The organism is Rubrivivax rivuli, from assembly GCF_004016505.1.
GTDB lineage: Bacteria > Pseudomonadota > Gammaproteobacteria > Burkholderiales > Burkholderiaceae_C > Rubrivivax > Rubrivivax rivuli.
Window position 1 is genome coordinate 998632 of sequence record NZ_SACR01000001.1, and the last position, 16179, is coordinate 1014810.

At 64.1% G+C, this 16179-nt stretch carries 29 protein-coding genes and 1 pseudogene; all 30 read left to right on the plus strand.

Annotated features, from left to right (window positions below; genetic code table 11):
* Positions 1-31: 31 nt before the first annotated feature.
* The 30 genes and pseudogenes from tuf (at position 32) to EOE66_RS04405 (ending at position 16160) form a co-directional block, all read left to right on the plus strand.
* Complete coding sequence (tuf, locus tag EOE66_RS04260; RefSeq protein WP_128227390.1) at positions 32-1222, plus strand: elongation factor Tu; 1191 nt, start codon at positions 32-34, stop codon at positions 1220-1222.
* A gap of 9 nt (positions 1223-1231) precedes the next feature.
* Entirely contained in the window at positions 1232-1546 is a 315-nt protein-coding gene (gene rpsJ / locus EOE66_RS04265) for a 30S ribosomal protein S10 (RefSeq protein WP_054138242.1), read from the plus strand.
* Positions 1547-1710: 164 nt separating this feature from the next.
* A complete protein-coding gene (gene rplC / locus EOE66_RS04270; RefSeq protein ID WP_128227398.1) occupies positions 1711-2382 on the plus strand; it encodes a 50S ribosomal protein L3 in 672 nt (223 codons plus the stop codon).
* Entirely contained in the window at positions 2382-3017 is a 636-nt protein-coding gene (gene rplD, locus EOE66_RS04275) for a 50S ribosomal protein L4 (protein ID WP_054138244.1), read from the plus strand. The genes rplC and rplD overlap by 1 nt, the downstream gene beginning before the upstream one ends.
* Positions 3014-3349, plus strand: a complete 336-nt coding sequence (gene rplW, locus EOE66_RS04280; protein WP_128227399.1) for a 50S ribosomal protein L23 — start codon at positions 3014-3016, stop codon at positions 3347-3349. The genes rplD and rplW overlap by 4 nt, the downstream gene beginning before the upstream one ends.
* 2 nt (positions 3350-3351) lie before the next feature.
* Positions 3352-4176 (plus strand): 50S ribosomal protein L2, encoded by an 825-nt coding sequence (gene rplB, locus EOE66_RS04285; RefSeq protein ID WP_128227400.1) that lies wholly within the window; start codon positions 3352-3354, stop codon positions 4174-4176.
* Between the two features lie 11 nt (positions 4177-4187).
* Positions 4188-4463, plus strand: coding sequence for a 30S ribosomal protein S19 (gene rpsS / locus EOE66_RS04290; RefSeq protein ID WP_054155156.1), 276 nt, complete (start codon positions 4188-4190; stop codon positions 4461-4463).
* Positions 4464-4475: 12 nt separating this feature from the next.
* Positions 4476-4805, plus strand: coding sequence for a 50S ribosomal protein L22 (rplV, locus tag EOE66_RS04295; RefSeq protein WP_054138248.1), 330 nt, complete (start codon positions 4476-4478; stop codon positions 4803-4805).
* Positions 4806-4820: 15 nt separating this feature from the next.
* Positions 4821-5711 carry a 30S ribosomal protein S3 gene (gene rpsC / locus EOE66_RS04300; RefSeq protein ID WP_054138249.1) on the plus strand — a complete coding sequence of 297 codons (891 nt, stop codon included), beginning with the start codon at positions 4821-4823 and terminating at the stop codon, positions 5709-5711.
* 2 nt (positions 5712-5713) lie between these two features.
* Positions 5714-6130, plus strand: a complete 417-nt coding sequence (gene rplP, locus EOE66_RS04305; RefSeq protein WP_054155159.1) for a 50S ribosomal protein L16 — start codon at positions 5714-5716, stop codon at positions 6128-6130.
* A gap of 12 nt (positions 6131-6142) precedes the next feature.
* Complete coding sequence (rpmC, locus tag EOE66_RS04310) at positions 6143-6343, plus strand: 50S ribosomal protein L29 (protein WP_054138251.1); 201 nt, start codon at positions 6143-6145, stop codon at positions 6341-6343.
* The gene (rpsQ, locus tag EOE66_RS04315; RefSeq protein WP_128227401.1) at positions 6340-6624 is read left to right on the plus strand and encodes a 30S ribosomal protein S17; all 285 of its coding nucleotides are present in this window, start codon (positions 6340-6342) and stop codon (positions 6622-6624) included. Before rpmC ends, rpsQ begins: the two co-directional genes overlap by 4 nt.
* Positions 6625-6721: 97 nt before the next feature.
* Positions 6722-7237 carry a peroxiredoxin gene (locus EOE66_RS04320; protein ID WP_128227402.1) on the plus strand — a complete coding sequence of 172 codons (516 nt, stop codon included), beginning with the start codon at positions 6722-6724 and terminating at the stop codon, positions 7235-7237.
* 185 nt (positions 7238-7422) lie between these two features.
* Positions 7423-7791, plus strand: a complete 369-nt coding sequence (rplN, locus tag EOE66_RS04325) for a 50S ribosomal protein L14 (RefSeq protein ID WP_054138254.1) — start codon at positions 7423-7425, stop codon at positions 7789-7791.
* Positions 7792-7815: 24 nt separating this feature from the next.
* Entirely contained in the window at positions 7816-8133 is a 318-nt protein-coding gene (gene rplX / locus EOE66_RS04330) for a 50S ribosomal protein L24 (protein WP_128227403.1), read from the plus strand.
* Positions 8134-8147: 14 nt separating this feature from the next.
* A complete protein-coding gene (rplE, locus tag EOE66_RS04335; RefSeq protein WP_128227404.1) occupies positions 8148-8747 on the plus strand; it encodes a 50S ribosomal protein L5 in 600 nt (199 codons plus the stop codon).
* An 11-nt stretch (positions 8748-8758) separates the two neighbouring features.
* Entirely contained in the window at positions 8759-9064 is a 306-nt protein-coding gene (rpsN, locus tag EOE66_RS04340) for a 30S ribosomal protein S14 (RefSeq protein WP_054138256.1), read from the plus strand.
* Positions 9065-9091: 27 nt separating this feature from the next.
* Positions 9092-9487, plus strand: a complete 396-nt coding sequence (gene rpsH / locus EOE66_RS04345; protein ID WP_128227405.1) for a 30S ribosomal protein S8 — start codon at positions 9092-9094, stop codon at positions 9485-9487.
* A 13-nt stretch (positions 9488-9500) separates the two neighbouring features.
* A complete protein-coding gene (gene rplF, locus EOE66_RS04350; protein WP_054138258.1) occupies positions 9501-10034 on the plus strand; it encodes a 50S ribosomal protein L6 in 534 nt (177 codons plus the stop codon).
* Positions 10035-10045: 11 nt separating this feature from the next.
* Positions 10046-10408, plus strand: a complete 363-nt coding sequence (gene rplR / locus EOE66_RS04355; RefSeq protein WP_128227406.1) for a 50S ribosomal protein L18 — start codon at positions 10046-10048, stop codon at positions 10406-10408.
* A 24-nt stretch (positions 10409-10432) separates the two neighbouring features.
* Complete coding sequence (rpsE, locus tag EOE66_RS04360) at positions 10433-10951, plus strand: 30S ribosomal protein S5 (protein ID WP_054138260.1); 519 nt, start codon at positions 10433-10435, stop codon at positions 10949-10951.
* 14 nt (positions 10952-10965) lie between these two features.
* A complete protein-coding gene (gene rpmD, locus EOE66_RS04365) occupies positions 10966-11157 on the plus strand; it encodes a 50S ribosomal protein L30 (protein WP_054138261.1) in 192 nt (63 codons plus the stop codon).
* A pseudogene (gene rplO / locus EOE66_RS04370) lies at positions 11157-11582 on the plus strand (50S ribosomal protein L15); the annotation flags it as partial. The gene rpmD and the pseudogene rplO, both read left to right, overlap by 1 nt.
* 83 nt (positions 11583-11665) lie before the next feature.
* Positions 11666-12976 carry a preprotein translocase subunit SecY gene (secY, locus tag EOE66_RS04375; RefSeq protein WP_128227408.1) on the plus strand — a complete coding sequence of 437 codons (1311 nt, stop codon included), beginning with the start codon at positions 11666-11668 and terminating at the stop codon, positions 12974-12976.
* A 4-nt stretch (positions 12977-12980) separates the two neighbouring features.
* Positions 12981-13199: a translation initiation factor IF-1 gene (gene infA, locus EOE66_RS04380; protein WP_009855680.1), complete on the plus strand. Its 219-nt coding sequence runs from the start codon at positions 12981-12983 to the stop codon at positions 13197-13199.
* Between the two features lie 31 nt (positions 13200-13230).
* Positions 13231-13344 (plus strand): 50S ribosomal protein L36, encoded by a 114-nt coding sequence (gene rpmJ / locus EOE66_RS04385; protein ID WP_009548427.1) that lies wholly within the window; start codon positions 13231-13233, stop codon positions 13342-13344.
* A gap of 15 nt (positions 13345-13359) precedes the next feature.
* Positions 13360-13725, plus strand: coding sequence for a 30S ribosomal protein S13 (gene rpsM / locus EOE66_RS04390; protein ID WP_054138264.1), 366 nt, complete (start codon positions 13360-13362; stop codon positions 13723-13725).
* Positions 13726-13754: 29 nt separating this feature from the next.
* The gene (gene rpsK / locus EOE66_RS04395) at positions 13755-14159 is read left to right on the plus strand and encodes a 30S ribosomal protein S11 (RefSeq protein ID WP_054138265.1); all 405 of its coding nucleotides are present in this window, start codon (positions 13755-13757) and stop codon (positions 14157-14159) included.
* A 235-nt stretch (positions 14160-14394) separates the two neighbouring features.
* The gene (gene rpsD, locus EOE66_RS04400) at positions 14395-15018 is read left to right on the plus strand and encodes a 30S ribosomal protein S4 (RefSeq protein WP_128227409.1); all 624 of its coding nucleotides are present in this window, start codon (positions 14395-14397) and stop codon (positions 15016-15018) included.
* Between the two features lie 155 nt (positions 15019-15173).
* Entirely contained in the window at positions 15174-16160 is a 987-nt protein-coding gene (locus EOE66_RS04405) for a DNA-directed RNA polymerase subunit alpha (protein ID WP_128227410.1), read from the plus strand.
* Positions 16161-16179 lie beyond the last annotated feature (19 nt).

A 16179-nucleotide genomic window follows, 5' to 3' on the forward strand; every position in this document is an offset into this window, starting at 1 on the left:
ACTGGCACTGCTCTTTTCCGGAGATTGAGAAATGGCAAAAGGTAAATTTGAACGCACGAAGCCGCACGTGAACGTGGGCACGATTGGTCACGTGGACCATGGCAAGACGACGCTGACGGCGGCGATCACGACGATTCTGGCGAAGAAGTTCGGTGGCGAGGCCAAGGCCTACGACCAGATCGACGCGGCGCCGGAAGAGAAGGCGCGCGGCATCACGATCAACACCGCGCACGTCGAGTACGAGACGGCCAACCGCCACTACGCGCACGTGGACTGCCCGGGTCACGCTGACTACGTGAAGAACATGATCACGGGTGCCGCCCAGATGGACGGCGCGATCCTGGTGTGCTCGGCCGCTGACGGCCCGATGCCCCAGACGCGCGAGCACATCCTGCTGGCCCGCCAGGTGGGCGTGCCCTACATCATCGTGTTCCTGAACAAGTGCGACATGGTGGACGACGCCGAGCTGCTGGAGCTCGTCGAGATGGAAGTGCGCGAGCTGCTGAGCAAGTACGACTTCCCCGGTGACGACACCCCCATCGTCAAGGGCAGCGCCAAGCTGGCCATGGAAGGCGACACGGGCGATCTGGGCGAGCAGGCGATCATGCGCCTGGCCGACGCGCTGGACAGCTACATCCCCACGCCGGAGCGCGCGGTGGACGGCACCTTCCTGATGCCGGTGGAAGACGTGTTCTCGATCTCGGGCCGCGGCACCGTGGTGACCGGTCGCGTGGAGCGCGGAATCATCAAGGTCGGCGAGGAAATCGAGATCGTCGGCATCAAGGCCACGCAGAAGACCACCTGCACGGGCGTGGAGATGTTCCGCAAGCTGCTGGACCAGGGCCAGGCGGGCGACAACGTGGGCATCCTGCTGCGCGGCACCAAGCGCGAAGACGTGGAGCGCGGCCAGGTGCTGTGCAAGCCCGGTTCGGTGAAGCCGCACACGCACTTCACGGCCGAGATCTACGTGCTGAGCAAGGAAGAGGGCGGTCGTCACACGCCGTTCTTCAACAACTACCGCCCGCAGTTCTACTTCCGCACGACGGACGTGACGGGTGCGGTGGAGCTGCCGAAGGATAAAGAGATGGTGATGCCTGGCGACAACGTCAGCATCACGGTGAAGCTGATCAACCCGATCGCGATGGAAGAAGGCCTGCGCTTCGCCATCCGTGAGGGCGGCCGCACCGTCGGCGCCGGCGTCGTGGCCAAGATCATCGAATAAGGATCTGCCATGTCTGCCAAGCAAAAGATCCGCATCCGCCTGAAGGCCTTCGATTACAAGCTGATCGACCAGTCGGCTCTGGAAATCGTGGACACCGCCAAGCGCACGGGCGCCATCGTCAAGGGCCCCGTTCCCCTGCCGACGCGCATGCAGCGTTTCGACATCCTGCGCTCGCCGCACGTCAACAAGACGAGCCGCGACCAGTTCGAGATCCGCACGCACCAGCGCCTGATGGACATCGTCGACCCCACCGACAAGACCGTGGACGCGCTGATGAAGCTCGATCTGCCGGCTGGCGTGGACGTCGAGATCAAGCTGCAGTAAACGCAGCCGCCTGCGAGGACGGCCATTGCGGGATTGCCCGCAAAGGTTATACTCGCGGGCTTTTCCGCTCTCTACTTCGGTAGAGGGACGGCATTACCCGCCCCGGGCAATCGTTCCCGGGATCGTGAACAAGGCGTCCACATCGTTGGGCGCTGGAGAAAACCATGAGCATGAGCGAACAGCTCGGCTTGCTGGGCCGCAAGGTGGGCATGACGCGCATCTTCACGGACGATGGCGACACCATCCCCGTGACGGTGCTCGACGTGTCCAACAACCGCGTCACGCAAGTCAAGACCGCTGCGACCGACGGCTACAACGCACTGCAAGTTGCGTTCGGAACCCGCAAGGCCAGCCGTGTCACCAAGCCCGAAGCCGGGCACCTGGCCAAGGCCGGCGTCGAAGCCGGTGAGGTCCTCAAAGAATTCCGCGTCACTGCTGAAGTCGCTGGCCAGTACAAGGCCGGCGCTGTTGTTCCTGTGAGCGTGTTCGCCGCCGGCCAGAAGGTCGACGTGCAGGGCACCTCGCTGGGCAAGGGCTTCCAGGGCGCGATCAAGCGCCACAACTTCAGCTCGCAGCGCGCGTCGCACGGCAACAGCCGTTCGCACAACGTGCCGGGCTCGATCTCGATGGCGCAAGACCCGGGCCGCGTGTTCCCGGGCAAGAAGATGACCGGTCACATGGGCGACGAAACCGTCACCACCCAGAACCTGGACATCGTGCGCGTGGACGAAGCCCGTTCGCTGCTGCTCGTGCGCGGCGCCGTGCCGGGCCACAAGAACGGCCATGTGGTCGTGCGCCCCGCCATCAAGGCGCGTGTGAAGAAAGGGGCCCAATGATGCAGCTCGAGCTCCTGAACGAACAAGGCCAGGCCACCTCGAAGGTGGACGCGCCCGACACGGTCTTCGCCCGTGACTACAACGAAGCCCTGGTGCACCAGGTGGTCGTGGCCTTCCAGGCCAACGCCCGCCAAGGCACCCGCGCCCAGCTCGACCGCGGTGAAGTCAAGCACTCCACCAAGAAGCCGTTCCGCCAGAAGGGCACCGGCCGCGCTCGCGCCGGTATGACCAGCTCGCCGCTGTGGCGTGGTGGTGGTCGCATCTTCCCGAACCGCCCTGACGAGAACTTCTCGCAGAAGGTGAACAAGAAGATGTACCGCGCCGGCATGGCGTCCATCCTGTCGCAGCTGGCCCGTGACGGCCGTCTGGCGGTGGTCGACAGCATCAGCATCGACGCCCCCAAGACCAAGCTGCTGGCTGCCAAGTTCAAGGCCATGGGCCTGGGCACGGACACCAAGAACTCGGTGCTGGTGATCGCCGACCAGATCGACGACAACATCGCGCTGGCTTCGCGCAACCTGTCGAACGTCCTGGTGGTCGAGCCGCGTTACGCCGATCCGCTGAGCCTCGTCTTCTACAAGAAGGTGCTGGTGACCAAGGGCGCGATCGAACAGCTCAAGGAGATGTTCGCATGAGCCGCATGAATCCGACTCCTGCCGAACGCAAGTTCGACGAAGGCCGCCTCAGCCAGGTGCTGGTGGCGCCGATCATCTCGGAAAAGGCCACGCGCCTGGGCGAGAAGAACAACCAGGTGTTGTTCAAGGTCCTGCGCGATGCCACCAAGCCTGAAATCAAGGCTGCGGTCGAGCTGATGTTCAAGGTCGAGGTGGCTTCGGTCTCCACGGCTGTGCAAAAGGGCAAGGTCAAGCGCTTCGGCCGCACCATCGGCCGCCGCGACCACGTCAAGAAGGCGTTTGTGTCGCTGAAGCCGGGCCAGGAGCTCAACTTCTCCGGGGAGGCCGCGTAATCATGGCTGTCATCAAGGTCAAGCCCACATCGCCCGGCCGCCGTGCCGTGGTGAAGGTGGTGCACAAGCACCTGCACAAGGGTGCCCCGGAAGCTTCGCTGCTCGAGCCGCAGAAGCAGAAGTCCGGCCGCAACAACAACGGCCACATCACGATGCGCCACAAGGGCGGTGGTCACAAGCACCACTACCGCGTGGTCGACTTCGTGCGCAACAAGGACGGCATCCCGGCGAAGGTCGAGCGCATCGAGTACGACCCGAACCGCACCGCCCACATCGCGCTGCTGTGCTACGCCGACGGCGAGCGCCGCTACATCATCGCCCCGCGCGGTGTTGAGGCTGGTGCCACGCTGTTCAGCGGCCCCGAGGCCCCAATCAAGGCCGGCAACACGCTGCCCATCCGCAACATCCCCGTGGGTTCCATCATCCACTGCGTGGAAATGCTGCCGGGTAAGGGTGCGCAGATTGCCCGTTCGGCCGGCACCAGCGTCACGCTGATGGCCCGCGAAGGCATCTACGCCCAGCTGCGTCTGCGTTCGGGTGAGGTCCGCAAGATCCACATCGACTGCCGCGCGACCATCGGCGAAGTGTCGAACGAAGAGCACAGCCTGCGCCAGTACGGCAAGGCCGGTGCGATCCGCTGGAAGGGCATCCGCCCGACCGTGCGCGGTACCGCCATGAACCCGATCGACCACCCGCACGGTGGTGGTGAAGGCAAGACGGGCGAAGGCCAGCCGCAGGTGTCGCCGTGGAACACCCTCACCAAGGGCTACCGCACTCGCAGCAACAAGCGCACGCAGACGATGATCGTCTCGCGTCGCAAGAAGTGAGGTCGTAGAACATGACCCGTTCGCTGAAAAAAGGTCCCTTCGTGGACCACCACCTGATGGCCAAGGTCGAGAAGGCCGCCGCCATCAAGGACAAGAAGCCGATCAAGACCTGGTCGCGCCGCAGCACCATCCTGCCCGAGTTCATCGGCCTGACGGTGGCCGTGCACAACGGCAAGCAGCACGTGCCCGTGTACGTGACCGACCAGATGGTCGGCCACAAGCTCGGCGAATTCGCACTCACGCGCTTGTTCAAGGGTCACCCCGCGGACAAGAAAGCCAAGCGCTAAGGAGCCGACGCTATGGAAACCAAAGCAATCGCCCGTGGTGTGCGCCTGTCGTCCGACAAGGGTCGTCTGGTGGCCGACATGATCCGCGGCAAGACCGTGGCTCAGGCCGTCAACATCCTCAGCTTCACGCAGAAGAAGGCCGCCGGCATCATCAAGAAGGTCGTCGATTCGGCTGTGGCCAACGCCGAGCACAACGACGGCGCTGACATCGACGAACTGAAGATCAAGTCGATCTACGTCGAGCAGGGTGCCGTGCTCAAGCGCTTCTCGGCTCGCGCCAAGGGCCGCGGTGCACGCATCAGCAAGGGCACCTGTCACATCTATGTGACGGTCGGCAACTGAGGCACTGGAAAGAACATGGGACAAAAAATCCATCCGACCGGCTTCCGCCTCGCCGTCACACGCGCCTGGCAGAGCCGCTGGTTCGCGACCAAGGGCAACTTCGCCACGATGCTGGCCGAAGACCTGAAGGTGCGTGAGTACCTGAAGGCGAAGCTCAAGAGCGCCGCCGTCTCGCGCATCCTGATCGAGCGCCCCGCCAAGAACGCCCGCATCACCATCTTCTCGGCACGTCCGGGCGTGGTGATCGGCAAGAAGGGCGAGGACATCGAGAACCTGAAGGCCGAACTGGGCCGCCGCCTGGGCGTGCCGGTGGCAGTGAACATCGAAGAAATCCGCAAGCCGGAAGTCGATGCGCAACTGATCGCCGACAGCATCACGCAGCAGCTCGAAAAGCGCATCATGTTCCGCCGCGCCATGAAGCGCGCGATGCAGAACGCCATGCGTCTGGGTGCTCTGGGCATCAAGATCATGAGCTCGGGCCGCCTGAACGGCATCGAAATCGCGCGTTGCGAGTGGTACCGCGAAGGCCGCGTGCCCCTCCACACCCTGAAGGCCGACATCGACTACGGCTTCAGCGAAGCCAAGACGACCTACGGCGTCATCGGCGTGAAGGTGTGGGTCTATCGCGGTGACCGCCTGGCCAACGGCGAAGCGCCGCAACTGGCGAAGACCGAAGGCGACAACGAGCGCCGTGACCGCCGTGGCCCCCGCCCTGGCGACCGTCCGGGCGCCCCGGGTGGCCGTGGCCGCCCAGGTGGTGACCGTGCGCCCGCGCCCCGTGGTGAAGTGACGACGGCCGCAGCGCCGGCATCGCCCGCCGCCGATGGCCCCAAGGGCCCGGCCGTCAAGCGCGTTCGTCGCGCTGCGCCGGCCACGCCGGCCGCTGGCGAGACCAAAGGAGAATAACGATGCTGCAACCCGCACGTCGCAAGTTCCGCAAGGAACACAAGGGCCGCAACACCGGCATCGCCACCCGTGGCGCCGCTGTGTCGTTCGGCGACTTCGGCCTCAAGGCCACCGAGCGCGGCCGCATCACGGCCCGCCAGATCGAAGCCGCCCGTCGTGCCATCAGCCGCCACATCAAGCGCGGTGGTCGCATCTTCATCCGCATCTTCCCCGACAAGCCGATTTCGCAGAAGCCGGCCGAAGTGCGCATGGGTAACGGCAAGGGCAACCCCGAGTACTACGTGGCCGAGATCCAGCCGGGCAAGGTGCTTTACGAAATCAACGGCGTGCCTGAGCAATTGGCACGTGAGGCGTTCCAGCTGGCTTCGGCCAAGCTGCCGCTGCGTTGCACTTTCGTGGCCCGCCAGGTCGGTACCTGACCAGGAGCAACCATGAGCAAGACATCTGAACTGCGTGCCAAGGACGTGGCGGCGCTGGAAAAGGAAGTCTCTGACCTGCTGAAGGCCCATTTCGGCCTGCGCATGCAGAAGGCGACCCAGCAGCTGACCAACCACACGCAACTGGGCAACACGAAGCGTGAAATCGCTCGCGTGAAGACCATCATCGCGGAAAAGAAGAGGGCTGCGAAATGAGCGAAGCACAAACCGCTGCCGCGCCGGTGAAGAACACCCGCACGCTGGTTGGCCGCATCGTCAGCGACAAGCGCGCCAAGACCGTCACCGTGCTGGTCGAGCGCCGCACCGCGCACGAGCTCTACGGCAAGATCGTCGCCAAGTCGCGCAAGTACCACGCGCACGACGAAAAAGGCGAATACAAGCTGGGTGACCTGGTCGAGATCGCCGAAGGCCGCCCCATCAGCAAGACCAAGTCGTGGGTTGTCACCAAGCTGCTCGAAAAGGCCAAGCTGGTCTGACACACCGTGAGGCAGCTTCGGCTGCCTTCTTGCCGAGCGGCCGGACGCTGGTGATGCCAGCTCCGGTCGTTTGTCTTATCCCGCCAGGAGAACGCACATGCTGAAGGTCGGAGACAAGCTGCCCGCGGGCACGCTGAACGAATTCATCGAGGTCGAGGGCAACGGTTGCTCCCTGGGCCCCAACAGCTTTGACGTGGCCCAGATCACCGCCGGCAAGAAGATCGCCATCTTCGCGCTGCCCGGTGCCTACACGCCGACCTGTTCGGCCAAGCATGTGCCTGGTTACGTCGAACACGCCGATGCGCTGAAGGCGGCGGGTGTGGACGAGATTTGGTGCGTCTCGGTCAATGACGCGTTTGTCATGGGTGCCTGGGGCCGCGATCAGAAGACCGCCGGCAAGGTGCGCATGATGGCCGACGGCAGTGCCGAGTTCACCAAGGCCACGGGCCTGACGCTGGACCTCACCGCACGCGGCATGGGCCTGCGTTCGAACCGCTACTCGATGCTGGTGGTGGACGGCGAAGTGAAGTCGCTGAACGTCGAAGGCCCCGGCAAGTTCGAGGTCAGCGACGCCGGCACGATGTTGGCCCAGGCCAAGGCTTTGCTGGCCTGACCCAAGTTTCTGCACAGCAGCCGCTTGACGGCGAATTGAAAGCTGTGCCATACTCGAACGCTTCGCTGCTCGCGCTGTGCGGCTGCCCCTGGCGGGCGACTCTGGCGCGAAGCAGTTCAACCCATCCAAGGGCCCAAGACTGACCGACGCAGCTCTGCTGCAACGGGGCAAGTTGGGGAGACACAATGATCCAAATGCAATCGCGGCTCGACGTGGCCGACAACACGGGCGCGAAGTCTGTCCAGTGCATCAAGGTGCTGGGTGGTTCCAAGCGTCGTTACGCCGGCATCGGCGACGTCATCAAGGTCAGCATCAAAGAAGCTGCGCCGCGTGGTCGTGTGAAGAAGGGCGAGGTCTACAGCGCCGTTGTCGTGCGTACCGCCAAGGGCGTGCGCCGCCAGGATGGCTCGCTGATCCGCTTCGATGGCAATGCCGCCGTGCTGCTGAACGCCAAGCTCGAGCCCATCGGCACCCGCATCTTCGGGCCGGTCACGCGCGAACTGCGTGGCGAGCGCTTCATGAAGATCGTCTCGCTGGCCCCTGAAGTGCTGTAAGCGCCGCTTCGTTAGGACCCGACCATGAACAAGATTCGCAAAGGCGACCAGGTCATCGTGACCACCGGCCGCGACAAGGGCAAGCGCGGCACCGTGACGCAGCGCGTCGATGCCGACCACATCGTCGTTGAGGGCGTGAACGTTGCCAAGAAGCACGTCAAGCCGAACCCGCTCAAGGGCACGACGGGTGGTGTGGTCGACAAGACCATGCCCATCCACCAGTCGAACGTCGCCATCTTCAATGCCGCCACCGGCAAGGCCGATCGCGTGGGCATCAAGCTGCTGGCCGATGGCAAGAAGGTTCGCGTCTTCAAGTCGTCGGGCGACGAGATCAAGGCCTGAACGGAAAGAACGTCATGGCAAAGAAACAAGCATCGACAGCCCAGCCGGGCCCCGCGAACCAGGGTGCTGCAGTGCAAGCGCGCCTGCAGGCCATCTACCGCGAGAAGATCGTCCCCGAGCTGATCGCCAAGTTCGGCTACACCTCGATCATGCAGGTGCCCCGCCTGCAGAAGATCACGCTGAACATGGGCGTGAGCGAGGCTGTCAGCGACAAGAAGGTCATGGACAACGCCGTGGGCGACCTGACCAAGATCGCCGGCCAGAAACCCGTGGTCACGAAGAGCAAGAAGCCGATCGCCGGTTTCAAGATCCGCGAAGGCCAGGCCATCGGTGCGATGGTCACGCTGCGCGGTGTGCGCATGTACGAATTCCTGGACCGCTTCGTCACCGTGGCTCTGCCGCGCGTGCGTGACTTCCGGGGTATCAGCGGCCGCAGCTTCGATGGTCGCGGCAACTACAACATCGGCGTGAAAGAGCAGATCATCTTCCCCGAGATCGAGTACGACAAGATCGACGCGATCCGTGGCATGAACATCAGCATCACGACCAGTGCAAAGACCGACGACGAGTGCAAGGCGCTGCTCGCGGCGTTCAAGTTCCCGTTCAAGAACTGAAGGCAACCACCATGGCCAAACTTTCCGTCAAGCAGCGCGAAGAAAAGCGCGAGAAGCTGGTTGCCAAGTACGCGAAGAAGTACGCTGAGCTGAAGAGCACGTCCAACGACGCCAAGCTCAGCGACGAAGAGCGCTATGCCGCGCGCTTGCAACTGCAGCAGCTGCCCCGCAATGCCAACCCGACGCGCCTGCGCAACCGCTGCGCGCTGACCGGTCGCGCCCGTGGCACGTTCCGCATGTTCGGCCTGGCGCGCAACAAGATCCGTGAGCTCGCCTTCAAGGGTGACATTCCCGGCGTGGTCAAGGCCAGCTGGTAATCCGGCGAGAAGATCAGGAGCAATTTCATGAGCATGAGTGATCCCATCGCCGACATGCTGACCCGCATTCGCAATGCGCAGGCTGTCGACAAGTCGGCCGTCAAGATGCCGTCTTCCAAGCTGAAGGTCGCAATCGCGCAAGTGCTGAAGGACGAGGGTTACATCGACGGCTACGCAGTGCACGAAGAGACCGGCAAGCCCGAGCTCGAAATCGCGCTGAAGTACTACGCCGGCAAGCCGGTGATCGAGCGCATCGAGCGCGTGAGCCGCCCGGGCCTGCGCATCTACAAGGGCCGTGACGCGATTCCGCAAGTCATGAACGGCCTCGGTGTGGCCATCGTCACCACGCCCAAGGGCGTGATGACCGACCGCAAGGCGCGCCAGACCGGTGTCGGTGGCGAAGTGCTTTGCTACGTCGCTTAAGGGGAGCAGAACAATGTCCCGCGTAGGAAAGATGCCCGTGGCCGTCCCGCAAGGCGTGGATGTGGCCATCACGGCAGAGAAGATCACCGTCAAGGGCAGCAACGGCACGCTGGTGCGCGCCGCCAACCCGCTGGTCACGGTGCAGAACAACGCCGGCGTGCTGACCTTCACGCCCGCCAACGACAGCGCTGCGGCCGACGCGATGAGCGGCACGATGCGCGCGCTGGTGGCCAACATGGTCGGTGGCGTCAGCAAGGGCTTCGAGAAGAAGCTCAGCCTGGTGGGCGTGGGCTTCCGTGCCCAGGCCGCCGGTCAAAAGCTCAATCTGCAGATCGGTTTTTCGCACCCGGTGGTGAAGGACATGCCCGAGGGCATCAAGGTCACCACGCCGACGCAGACTGAAATCGTCATCACCGGCGCCGACCGCCAGGTGGTGGGTCAGCTGGCCGCCGAGGTGCGTGCCTTCCGTCCTCCCGAGCCCTACAAGGGCAAGGGCATCCGCTACGTGGGCGAACGCGTGGTGTTGAAAGAGACGAAGAAGAAGTAAGGAGCGCCGCCATGAGCATGACCAAGAAAGAACAACGCCTGCGCCGTTCGCGCCAGACCCGCGTGCGCATCGCGCTGCAGGGTGCTGTGCGTCTGGCGGTGCACCGCTCCAACCTGCACATCTACGCGAGCATCGTCTCCGGCGATGGCGCCCAGGTGCTGGCCAGCGCATCGACAGCCGAGAAGGAAGTCCGCGACCAGACCGGTGGCAACGGCGGCAACGTTTCCGCCGCTACGCTGGTGGGCAAGCGCATCGCCGAGAAGGCCAAGGCCGCCGGCATCGAGAAGGTCGCCTTCGACCGCTCGGGTTTCGCCTATCACGGCCGCGTCAAGGCGCTGGCAGATGCGGCTCGCGAAGCCGGTCTGCAGTTCTAAGCCGCGCAGCACAGGAATACCGAAATGGCAAAGTTCACTCCCCGCGCGCAGACCGAAGCGAACGACGACGGGCTCAAGGAAAAGATGATCGCGGTCAACCGCGTCACCAAGGTGGTGAAGGGCGGCCGCACGCTCAGCTTCGCCGCACTGACGGTGGTGGGTGACGGCGACGGCCGCATCGGCATGGGCAAGGGCAAGGCCAAGGAAGTGCCGGTTGCGGTGCAGAAGGCCATGGAATCGGCCCGCCGCAACATGACCAAGGTCAGCCTGCGCAACGGCTCGATCCAGCACAACGTGCGCGGTGAGCACGGCGCTGCCAAGGTGCTGATGGCGCCGGCCGCCCCTGGTACCGGCATCATCGCCGGTGGCCCGATGCGCGCGGTGTTCGAAGTGATGGGTGTCACCGACATCGTCGCCAAGAGCCTGGGCTCGAGCAACCCGTACAACATGGTCCGCGCAACGCTGGACGCGCTCAAGCGTTCGACGACGCCCGCCGAAGTGGCGGCCAAGCGCGGCAAGTCGGTTGAAGACCTCTTCAACTGAAAGAGGAGAACCTCATGTCCGACTCGACTGAAAAGAAGACCCTCACGGTCAAGCTCGTCAAGAGCGTGGCTGGCACGCGCCAGTCGCACCGCGACACCGTGCGGGGCCTGGGCCTGCGCAAGGTCAACAGCACGCGCACCCTGGAAGACACGCCCGCTGTGCGCGGCATGATCAACAAGGTCGCTTACCTGGTTCTGGTGCTGTGATGCAAATCAACACGATCAAGCCCGCAGAGGGCAGCAAGAAGGCGCGCCGTCGCGTCGGCCGTGGCATCGGTTCCGGCCTGGGCAAGACCGCCGGCCGTGGCCACAAGGGCCAGAGCTCGCGTGCCGGTGGCTACCACAAGGTGGGCTTCGAGGGCGGCCAGATGCCGCTGCAGCGCCGCCTGCCCAAGCGCGGCTTCAAGTCGGCGCAGCTGAAGTACAACGGCGAAGTCACGCTGGCCGACCTGGAGAAGCTGGGCGCCGACGAGGTGGACCTGCTGACGCTGAAGGCCGCTGGGCTGGTGCGCGAGCTGATCAAGACCGTCAAGGTGATCAAGTCGGGCGAGCTGACGCGCAAGGTGGCCCTGAAGGGCATCGGGGCGACCGCGGGCGCCAAGGCCGCCATTGAGGCCGCTGGCGGCACGGTGGAGACCGTCGCTGCCGTGACGCCGCCCAAGAAGCTTGCCAAGAAGCCCGCGCAAGCCGCGGCCTGATTCAGGAAACCAAGCGAGTGGCAACCAACGCGAACCAGCTGGCCAAGAGCGGCAAGTTTGGCGATCTGCGCAGGCGGATCGTCTTCCTGCTGCTCGCGCTGGTGGTCTATCGCATCGGGGCGCACATCCCCGTGCCGGGCATCGACCCCGTCGCGCTGCAGCAGCTCTTCAAGAGCCAGGCCGGCGGCATCCTGAACCTGTTCAACATGTTCAGTGGCGGGGCGCTCTCGCGCTTCACCGTCTTCGCCCTGGGCATCATGCCCTACATCAGCGCCAGCATCATCATGCAGCTGATGACCTACGTGGTGCCCTCGCTCGAGGCCATCAAGAAGGAAGGCGAGGCGGGCAAGCGCAAGATCACGCAGTACACGCGTTACGGCACGCTGGGCCTGGCCATCTTCCAGAGCCTGGGCATCGCCCTGGCTTTGGAAGGCTCGCCTGGGCTGGTGCTGGCACCGGGTTTTGGCTTCCGCATGACGGCGGTGGTCAGCCTGGTGGCGGGCACGATGTTCCTGATGTGGCTGGGTGAGCAGATCACCGAGCGTGGCCTGGGCAACGGCATCTCGATCCTGATCTTTGCGGGCATCGTCGCTGGCCTGCCTTCGGCGATCGGTGGCCTGTTCGAGCTGGTGCGCACCGGTGCGATGAGCATCATCGCCTGCCTGATCATCATCGCCCTGGTCATCGGCGTGACCTACGCGGTGGTGTTCGTGGAGCGCGGCCAACGCAAGATCCTGGTGAACTACGCCAAGCGCCAGGTCGGCAACAAGGTCTATGGCGGCCAGTCTTCGCACCTGCCGCTGAAGCTGAACATGTCGGGCGTGATCCCGCCGATCTTCGCCTCGTCGATCATCCTGTTGCCGGCGACGGTGGTGGGCTGGTTTGCCACCGGTGAAGGCCTGCGCTGGTTGAAGGATCTGTCGACCGCGTTGTCGCCGGGGCAACCGATCTACGTGATGCTGTACGCCGCGATGATCGTGTTCTTCTGCTTTTTCTACACGGCGCTGGTGTTCAACAGCCGTGAGACGGCAGACAACCTGAAGAAGAGTGGCGCGTTCATCCCCGGCATCCGGCCTGGTGATCAAACCGCCAAGTACATCGATCGCATCCTGGGCCGCCTGACGCTGGCCGGCGCTGTTTACATCACAGCCGTCTGCCTGCTGCCTGAGTTCCTGGTCTTGAAGTACAGCGTGCCGTTCTACTTTGGTGGAACGTCGCTGCTGATCATCGTCGTCGTCACGATGGATTTCTGGGCGCAGGTCCAGAGCTACGTGATGAGCCAGCAGTACGAAAGTCTGCTGAAGAAGGCCAACTTCAAGGCAAGCTGAGGACATGGCCAAGGACGACGTTATCCAGATGCAGGGCGAGATTCTCGAGAATCTCCCCAACGCCACCTTCCGCGTGAAGTTGGAAAACGGGCACGTGGTGCTCGGTCACATCTCCGGCAAGATGCGCATGCACTACATCCGCATCCTGCCCGGTGACAAAGTGACCGTTGAACTCACGCCCTACGATTTGAGTCGCGCGCGGATCGTGTTCCGCGCCAAGTAAGAGCCCCCGAATTCGGGTCAAGGAGAAGATCATGAAGGTCGCCGCTTCCGTCAAGAAGATGTGCCGCAATTGCAAAATCATCCGCCGCAAGGGTGTGGTGCGCGTGATCTGCACCGACCCGCGTCACAAGCAGCGTCAAGGCTGATCCAGAGGAAGCAACATGGCACGCATTGCCGGTATCAACGTCCCTCCGCACAAGCATGCGGAAATCGGCCTGACCTCGATCTACGGTATTGGTCGCACCACGGCGCAGAAGATCTGCGACACGGTGGGCATCCCCTACTCGAAGAAGATCAAGGACCTCTCTGACACCGATCTGGAAAAGATCCGTGAAGAGATCGGCCGCATGACCATCGAAGGCGACCTGCGTCGCGAACTGTCCATCAGCATCAAGCGCCTGATGGATCTGGGCTGCTACCGCGGCTTCCGTCACCGCCGCGGCCTGCCCGTGCGCGGCCAGCGTACGCGCACCAATGCCCGCACCCGCAAGGGTCCGCGCAAGGGCGCTGCCGCGCTGAAGAAGTAAGCTGCCCGGAACACTGAGAGAATCAAGACATGGCCAAGGCACCCGTCAACACCGCCGCCCGGCGCGTCAGCAAAAAGGTCCGCAAGAACGTCGCCGACGGTATTGCGCACGTGCACGCGTCGTTCAACAACACCATCATCACCATCACCGACCGCCAAGGCGGGTCGTTGGCCTGGGCTTCCAGCGGTGGTCAGGGCTTCAAGGGCTCGCGCAAGAGCACGCCCTTCGCTGCCCAGGTGGCTGCCGAGACCTGTGGCCGTGCCGCCCAGGAACAAGGCATCAAGAACCTCGACGTCCGCATCAAGGGCCCCGGCCCCGGCCGTGAGAGCAGCGTGCGTGCCCTGGCCTCGCTGGGTATCCGCATCAACTCGATCAGCGATGTGACGCCGGTGCCGCACAACGGTTGCCGCCCGCAGAAGCGCCGTCGCATCTGAGTTGGTGCCGGGCGGTCAGCCCGGTACGCTCCGGGCGAAGTCCATTCGCCTGCGCTACAATCAAGAGTTTCCCGCGCCGGTGAGCACTTGTGCCCGCCGGCGGTTTCGTTGAAGGGCCTGAGGCCCGACACACAAGCCCACCGTCTGCGCAGCCAGCATCACCGGCGCCAGACTCGCGCGGGCAGCCCATCGCAAGGCTGCTGCCGCGTCAGACAGACACAACAAGGACACGCAAGTGGCACGTTACCTCGGCCCCAAGGCCAAACTTTCCCGCCGCGAAGGCACCGACCTTTTCCTGAAGAGCGCCCGCCGCTCCATCAGCGACAAGGCCAAGTTCGACAGCAAGCCCGGCCAGCACGGCCGCACCAGCGGCAGCCGCACTTCTGACTTCGGCATGCAGCTGCGTGAGAAGCAGAAGGTCAAGCGCATGTACGGCGTGCTCGAGCGCCAGTTCCGCCGCTACTTCGCCGAAGCCGAGCGCCGCAAGGGCAACACCGGTGCGAACCTGCTGGCCCTGCTGGAAAGCCGCCTCGACAACGTCGTCTACCGCATGGGCTTCGGCAGCACGCGGGCCGAAGCGCGCCAACTGGTGTCGCACAAGGCCCTGACGGTGAACGGCCAAGTCGTGAACATCCCGTCGTTCCAGGTCAAGGCCGGTGACGTGGTGGCCCTGCGCGAAAAGAGCAAGACTCAGCTGCGCGTGACCGAGGCCCTGAAGCTGGCCCAGTCCATCGGCCTGGCCGATTGGGTGCAGGTGGACGCGACCAAGATGGAAGGCACCTTCAAGAAGGTGCCCGACCGCGACCAGTACGGCGCCGAGATCAAGGAAGCCCTGATCGTCGAACTGTATTCGCGCTGATCAGGTGGGGGAGCGGGCTGCCGGTGTCGTGCCGGGAGCCCATCTCCGGTTGTGCTTCGTGCGCCGGGCACGAAGCGGCCACAACAGACCCGGCGCGGTCCTACAGCCTTATCGGTGTAACGAGCCGAGGGTATTGACAGGAACTAAAGAACTTCATGCAAACCACCCTTCTGAAGCCCAAGGCCATCCAGGTCGAGCCGCTCGGCGGCCATCGCGCCAAAGCCACCCTCGAGCCTTTCGAGCGCGGCTACGGCCACACCCTCGGCAACGCGCTGCGTCGTGTGCTGCTGTCGTCGATGGTGGGTTACGCCCCGACCGAAGTGACCATCGCTGGCGTGCTGCACGAGTACTCGGCGATCGACGGCGTTCAGGAAGATGTCGTTCACATCATGCTGAACCTCAAGGGCGTGGTCTTCCGTCTCCACAACCGCGACGAAGTGACCCTGGTGCTGCGCAAGGAAGGTGAAGGCCCCGTCACCGCCGGCGACATCCAGACGCCGCACGACGTGGAGATCATCAACCCCGAGCACGTCATCGCCCACCTGTCGGCCGGCGGCAAGCTCGACATGCAGATCAAGGTCGAGAAGGGCCGTGGCTACGTGCCGGGCAATCTGCGCCGCTATGGCGACGAGCCGACCAAGAGCATCGGCCGCATCGTGCTGGACGCCAGCTTCTCGCCGGTGCGCCGCGTGAGCTACGCCGTCGAGAACGCTCGCGTCGAGCAGCGCACCGACCTCGACAAGCTCGTGATGGAGATCGAGACCAACGGCGCCATCGCGCCGGAGGAAGCGATCCGCCAGAGCGCGCGCATCCTGGTCGAGCAACTGGCCTTCTTCGGCCAGATCGACGTCAACCCGATCGACAGCATGGTGCCGGCGGTGTCGCGCCCGACGCCTTTCGACCCCATCCTGCTGCGCCCGGTGGACGAGCTCGAACTCACGGTGCGTTCGGCCAACTGCCTGAAGGCCGAGAACATCTACTACATCGGCGACCTGATCCAGCGCACCGAAACCGAGCTGCTGAAGACGCCGAACCTGGGCCGCAAGAGCCTGAACGAAATCAAGGAAGTGCTGGCTTCGCGTGGTCTCACGCTGGGCGCACGCCTGGAGAACTGGCCCCCGCAGGGCCTGGACAAGCGTTAATCCGCGCTCGTCATGTGCA

Excerpts from the sequence above, each read along its gene's own strand:
- rpsC (WP_054138249.1), top strand. The coding sequence starts at position 4,821 with ATGGGACAAAAAATCCATCCGACCGGCTTCCGCCTCGCCGTCACACGC.
- rplP (WP_054155159.1), top strand. The coding sequence starts at position 5,714 with ATGCTGCAACCCGCACGTCGCAAGTTCCGCAAGGAACACAAGGGCCGC.
- rpmD (WP_054138261.1), top strand. The coding sequence starts at position 10,966 with ATGTCCGACTCGACTGAAAAGAAGACCCTCACGGTCAAGCTCGTCAAG.
- rplB (WP_128227400.1), top strand. The coding sequence starts at position 3,352 with ATGGCTGTCATCAAGGTCAAGCCCACATCGCCCGGCCGCCGTGCCGTG.
- rpsK (WP_054138265.1), top strand. The coding sequence starts at position 13,755 with ATGGCCAAGGCACCCGTCAACACCGCCGCCCGGCGCGTCAGCAAAAAG.
- rpsE (WP_054138260.1), top strand. The coding sequence starts at position 10,433 with ATGGCAAAGTTCACTCCCCGCGCGCAGACCGAAGCGAACGACGACGGG.
- rpmC (WP_054138251.1), top strand. The coding sequence starts at position 6,143 with ATGAGCAAGACATCTGAACTGCGTGCCAAGGACGTGGCGGCGCTGGAA.
- rplD (WP_054138244.1), top strand. The coding sequence starts at position 2,382 with ATGCAGCTCGAGCTCCTGAACGAACAAGGCCAGGCCACCTCGAAGGTG.
- rplX (WP_128227403.1), top strand. The coding sequence starts at position 7,816 with ATGAACAAGATTCGCAAAGGCGACCAGGTCATCGTGACCACCGGCCGC.
- rpsJ (WP_054138242.1), top strand. The coding sequence starts at position 1,232 with ATGTCTGCCAAGCAAAAGATCCGCATCCGCCTGAAGGCCTTCGATTAC.
- rpsN (WP_054138256.1), top strand. The coding sequence starts at position 8,759 with ATGGCCAAACTTTCCGTCAAGCAGCGCGAAGAAAAGCGCGAGAAGCTG.
- rplC (WP_128227398.1), top strand. The coding sequence starts at position 1,711 with ATGAGCATGAGCGAACAGCTCGGCTTGCTGGGCCGCAAGGTGGGCATG.
- tuf (WP_128227390.1), top strand. The coding sequence starts at position 32 with ATGGCAAAAGGTAAATTTGAACGCACGAAGCCGCACGTGAACGTGGGC.
- rpsH (WP_128227405.1), top strand. The coding sequence starts at position 9,092 with ATGAGCATGAGTGATCCCATCGCCGACATGCTGACCCGCATTCGCAAT.
- rplR (WP_128227406.1), top strand. The coding sequence starts at position 10,046 with ATGAGCATGACCAAGAAAGAACAACGCCTGCGCCGTTCGCGCCAGACC.
- rplF (WP_054138258.1), top strand. The coding sequence starts at position 9,501 with ATGTCCCGCGTAGGAAAGATGCCCGTGGCCGTCCCGCAAGGCGTGGAT.
- rplW (WP_128227399.1), top strand. The coding sequence starts at position 3,014 with ATGAGCCGCATGAATCCGACTCCTGCCGAACGCAAGTTCGACGAAGGC.
- rpmJ (WP_009548427.1), top strand. The coding sequence starts at position 13,231 with ATGAAGGTCGCCGCTTCCGTCAAGAAGATGTGCCGCAATTGCAAAATC.
- rplE (WP_128227404.1), top strand. The coding sequence starts at position 8,148 with ATGGCAAAGAAACAAGCATCGACAGCCCAGCCGGGCCCCGCGAACCAG.
- infA (WP_009855680.1), top strand. The coding sequence starts at position 12,981 with ATGGCCAAGGACGACGTTATCCAGATGCAGGGCGAGATTCTCGAGAAT.
- rpsM (WP_054138264.1), top strand. The coding sequence starts at position 13,360 with ATGGCACGCATTGCCGGTATCAACGTCCCTCCGCACAAGCATGCGGAA.
- rpsQ (WP_128227401.1), top strand. The coding sequence starts at position 6,340 with ATGAGCGAAGCACAAACCGCTGCCGCGCCGGTGAAGAACACCCGCACG.
- EOE66_RS04320 (WP_128227402.1), top strand. The coding sequence starts at position 6,722 with ATGCTGAAGGTCGGAGACAAGCTGCCCGCGGGCACGCTGAACGAATTC.
- rpsS (WP_054155156.1), top strand. The coding sequence starts at position 4,188 with ATGACCCGTTCGCTGAAAAAAGGTCCCTTCGTGGACCACCACCTGATG.
- rplN (WP_054138254.1), top strand. The coding sequence starts at position 7,423 with ATGATCCAAATGCAATCGCGGCTCGACGTGGCCGACAACACGGGCGCG.
- EOE66_RS04405 (WP_128227410.1), top strand. The coding sequence starts at position 15,174 with ATGCAAACCACCCTTCTGAAGCCCAAGGCCATCCAGGTCGAGCCGCTC.
- rplV (WP_054138248.1), top strand. The coding sequence starts at position 4,476 with ATGGAAACCAAAGCAATCGCCCGTGGTGTGCGCCTGTCGTCCGACAAG.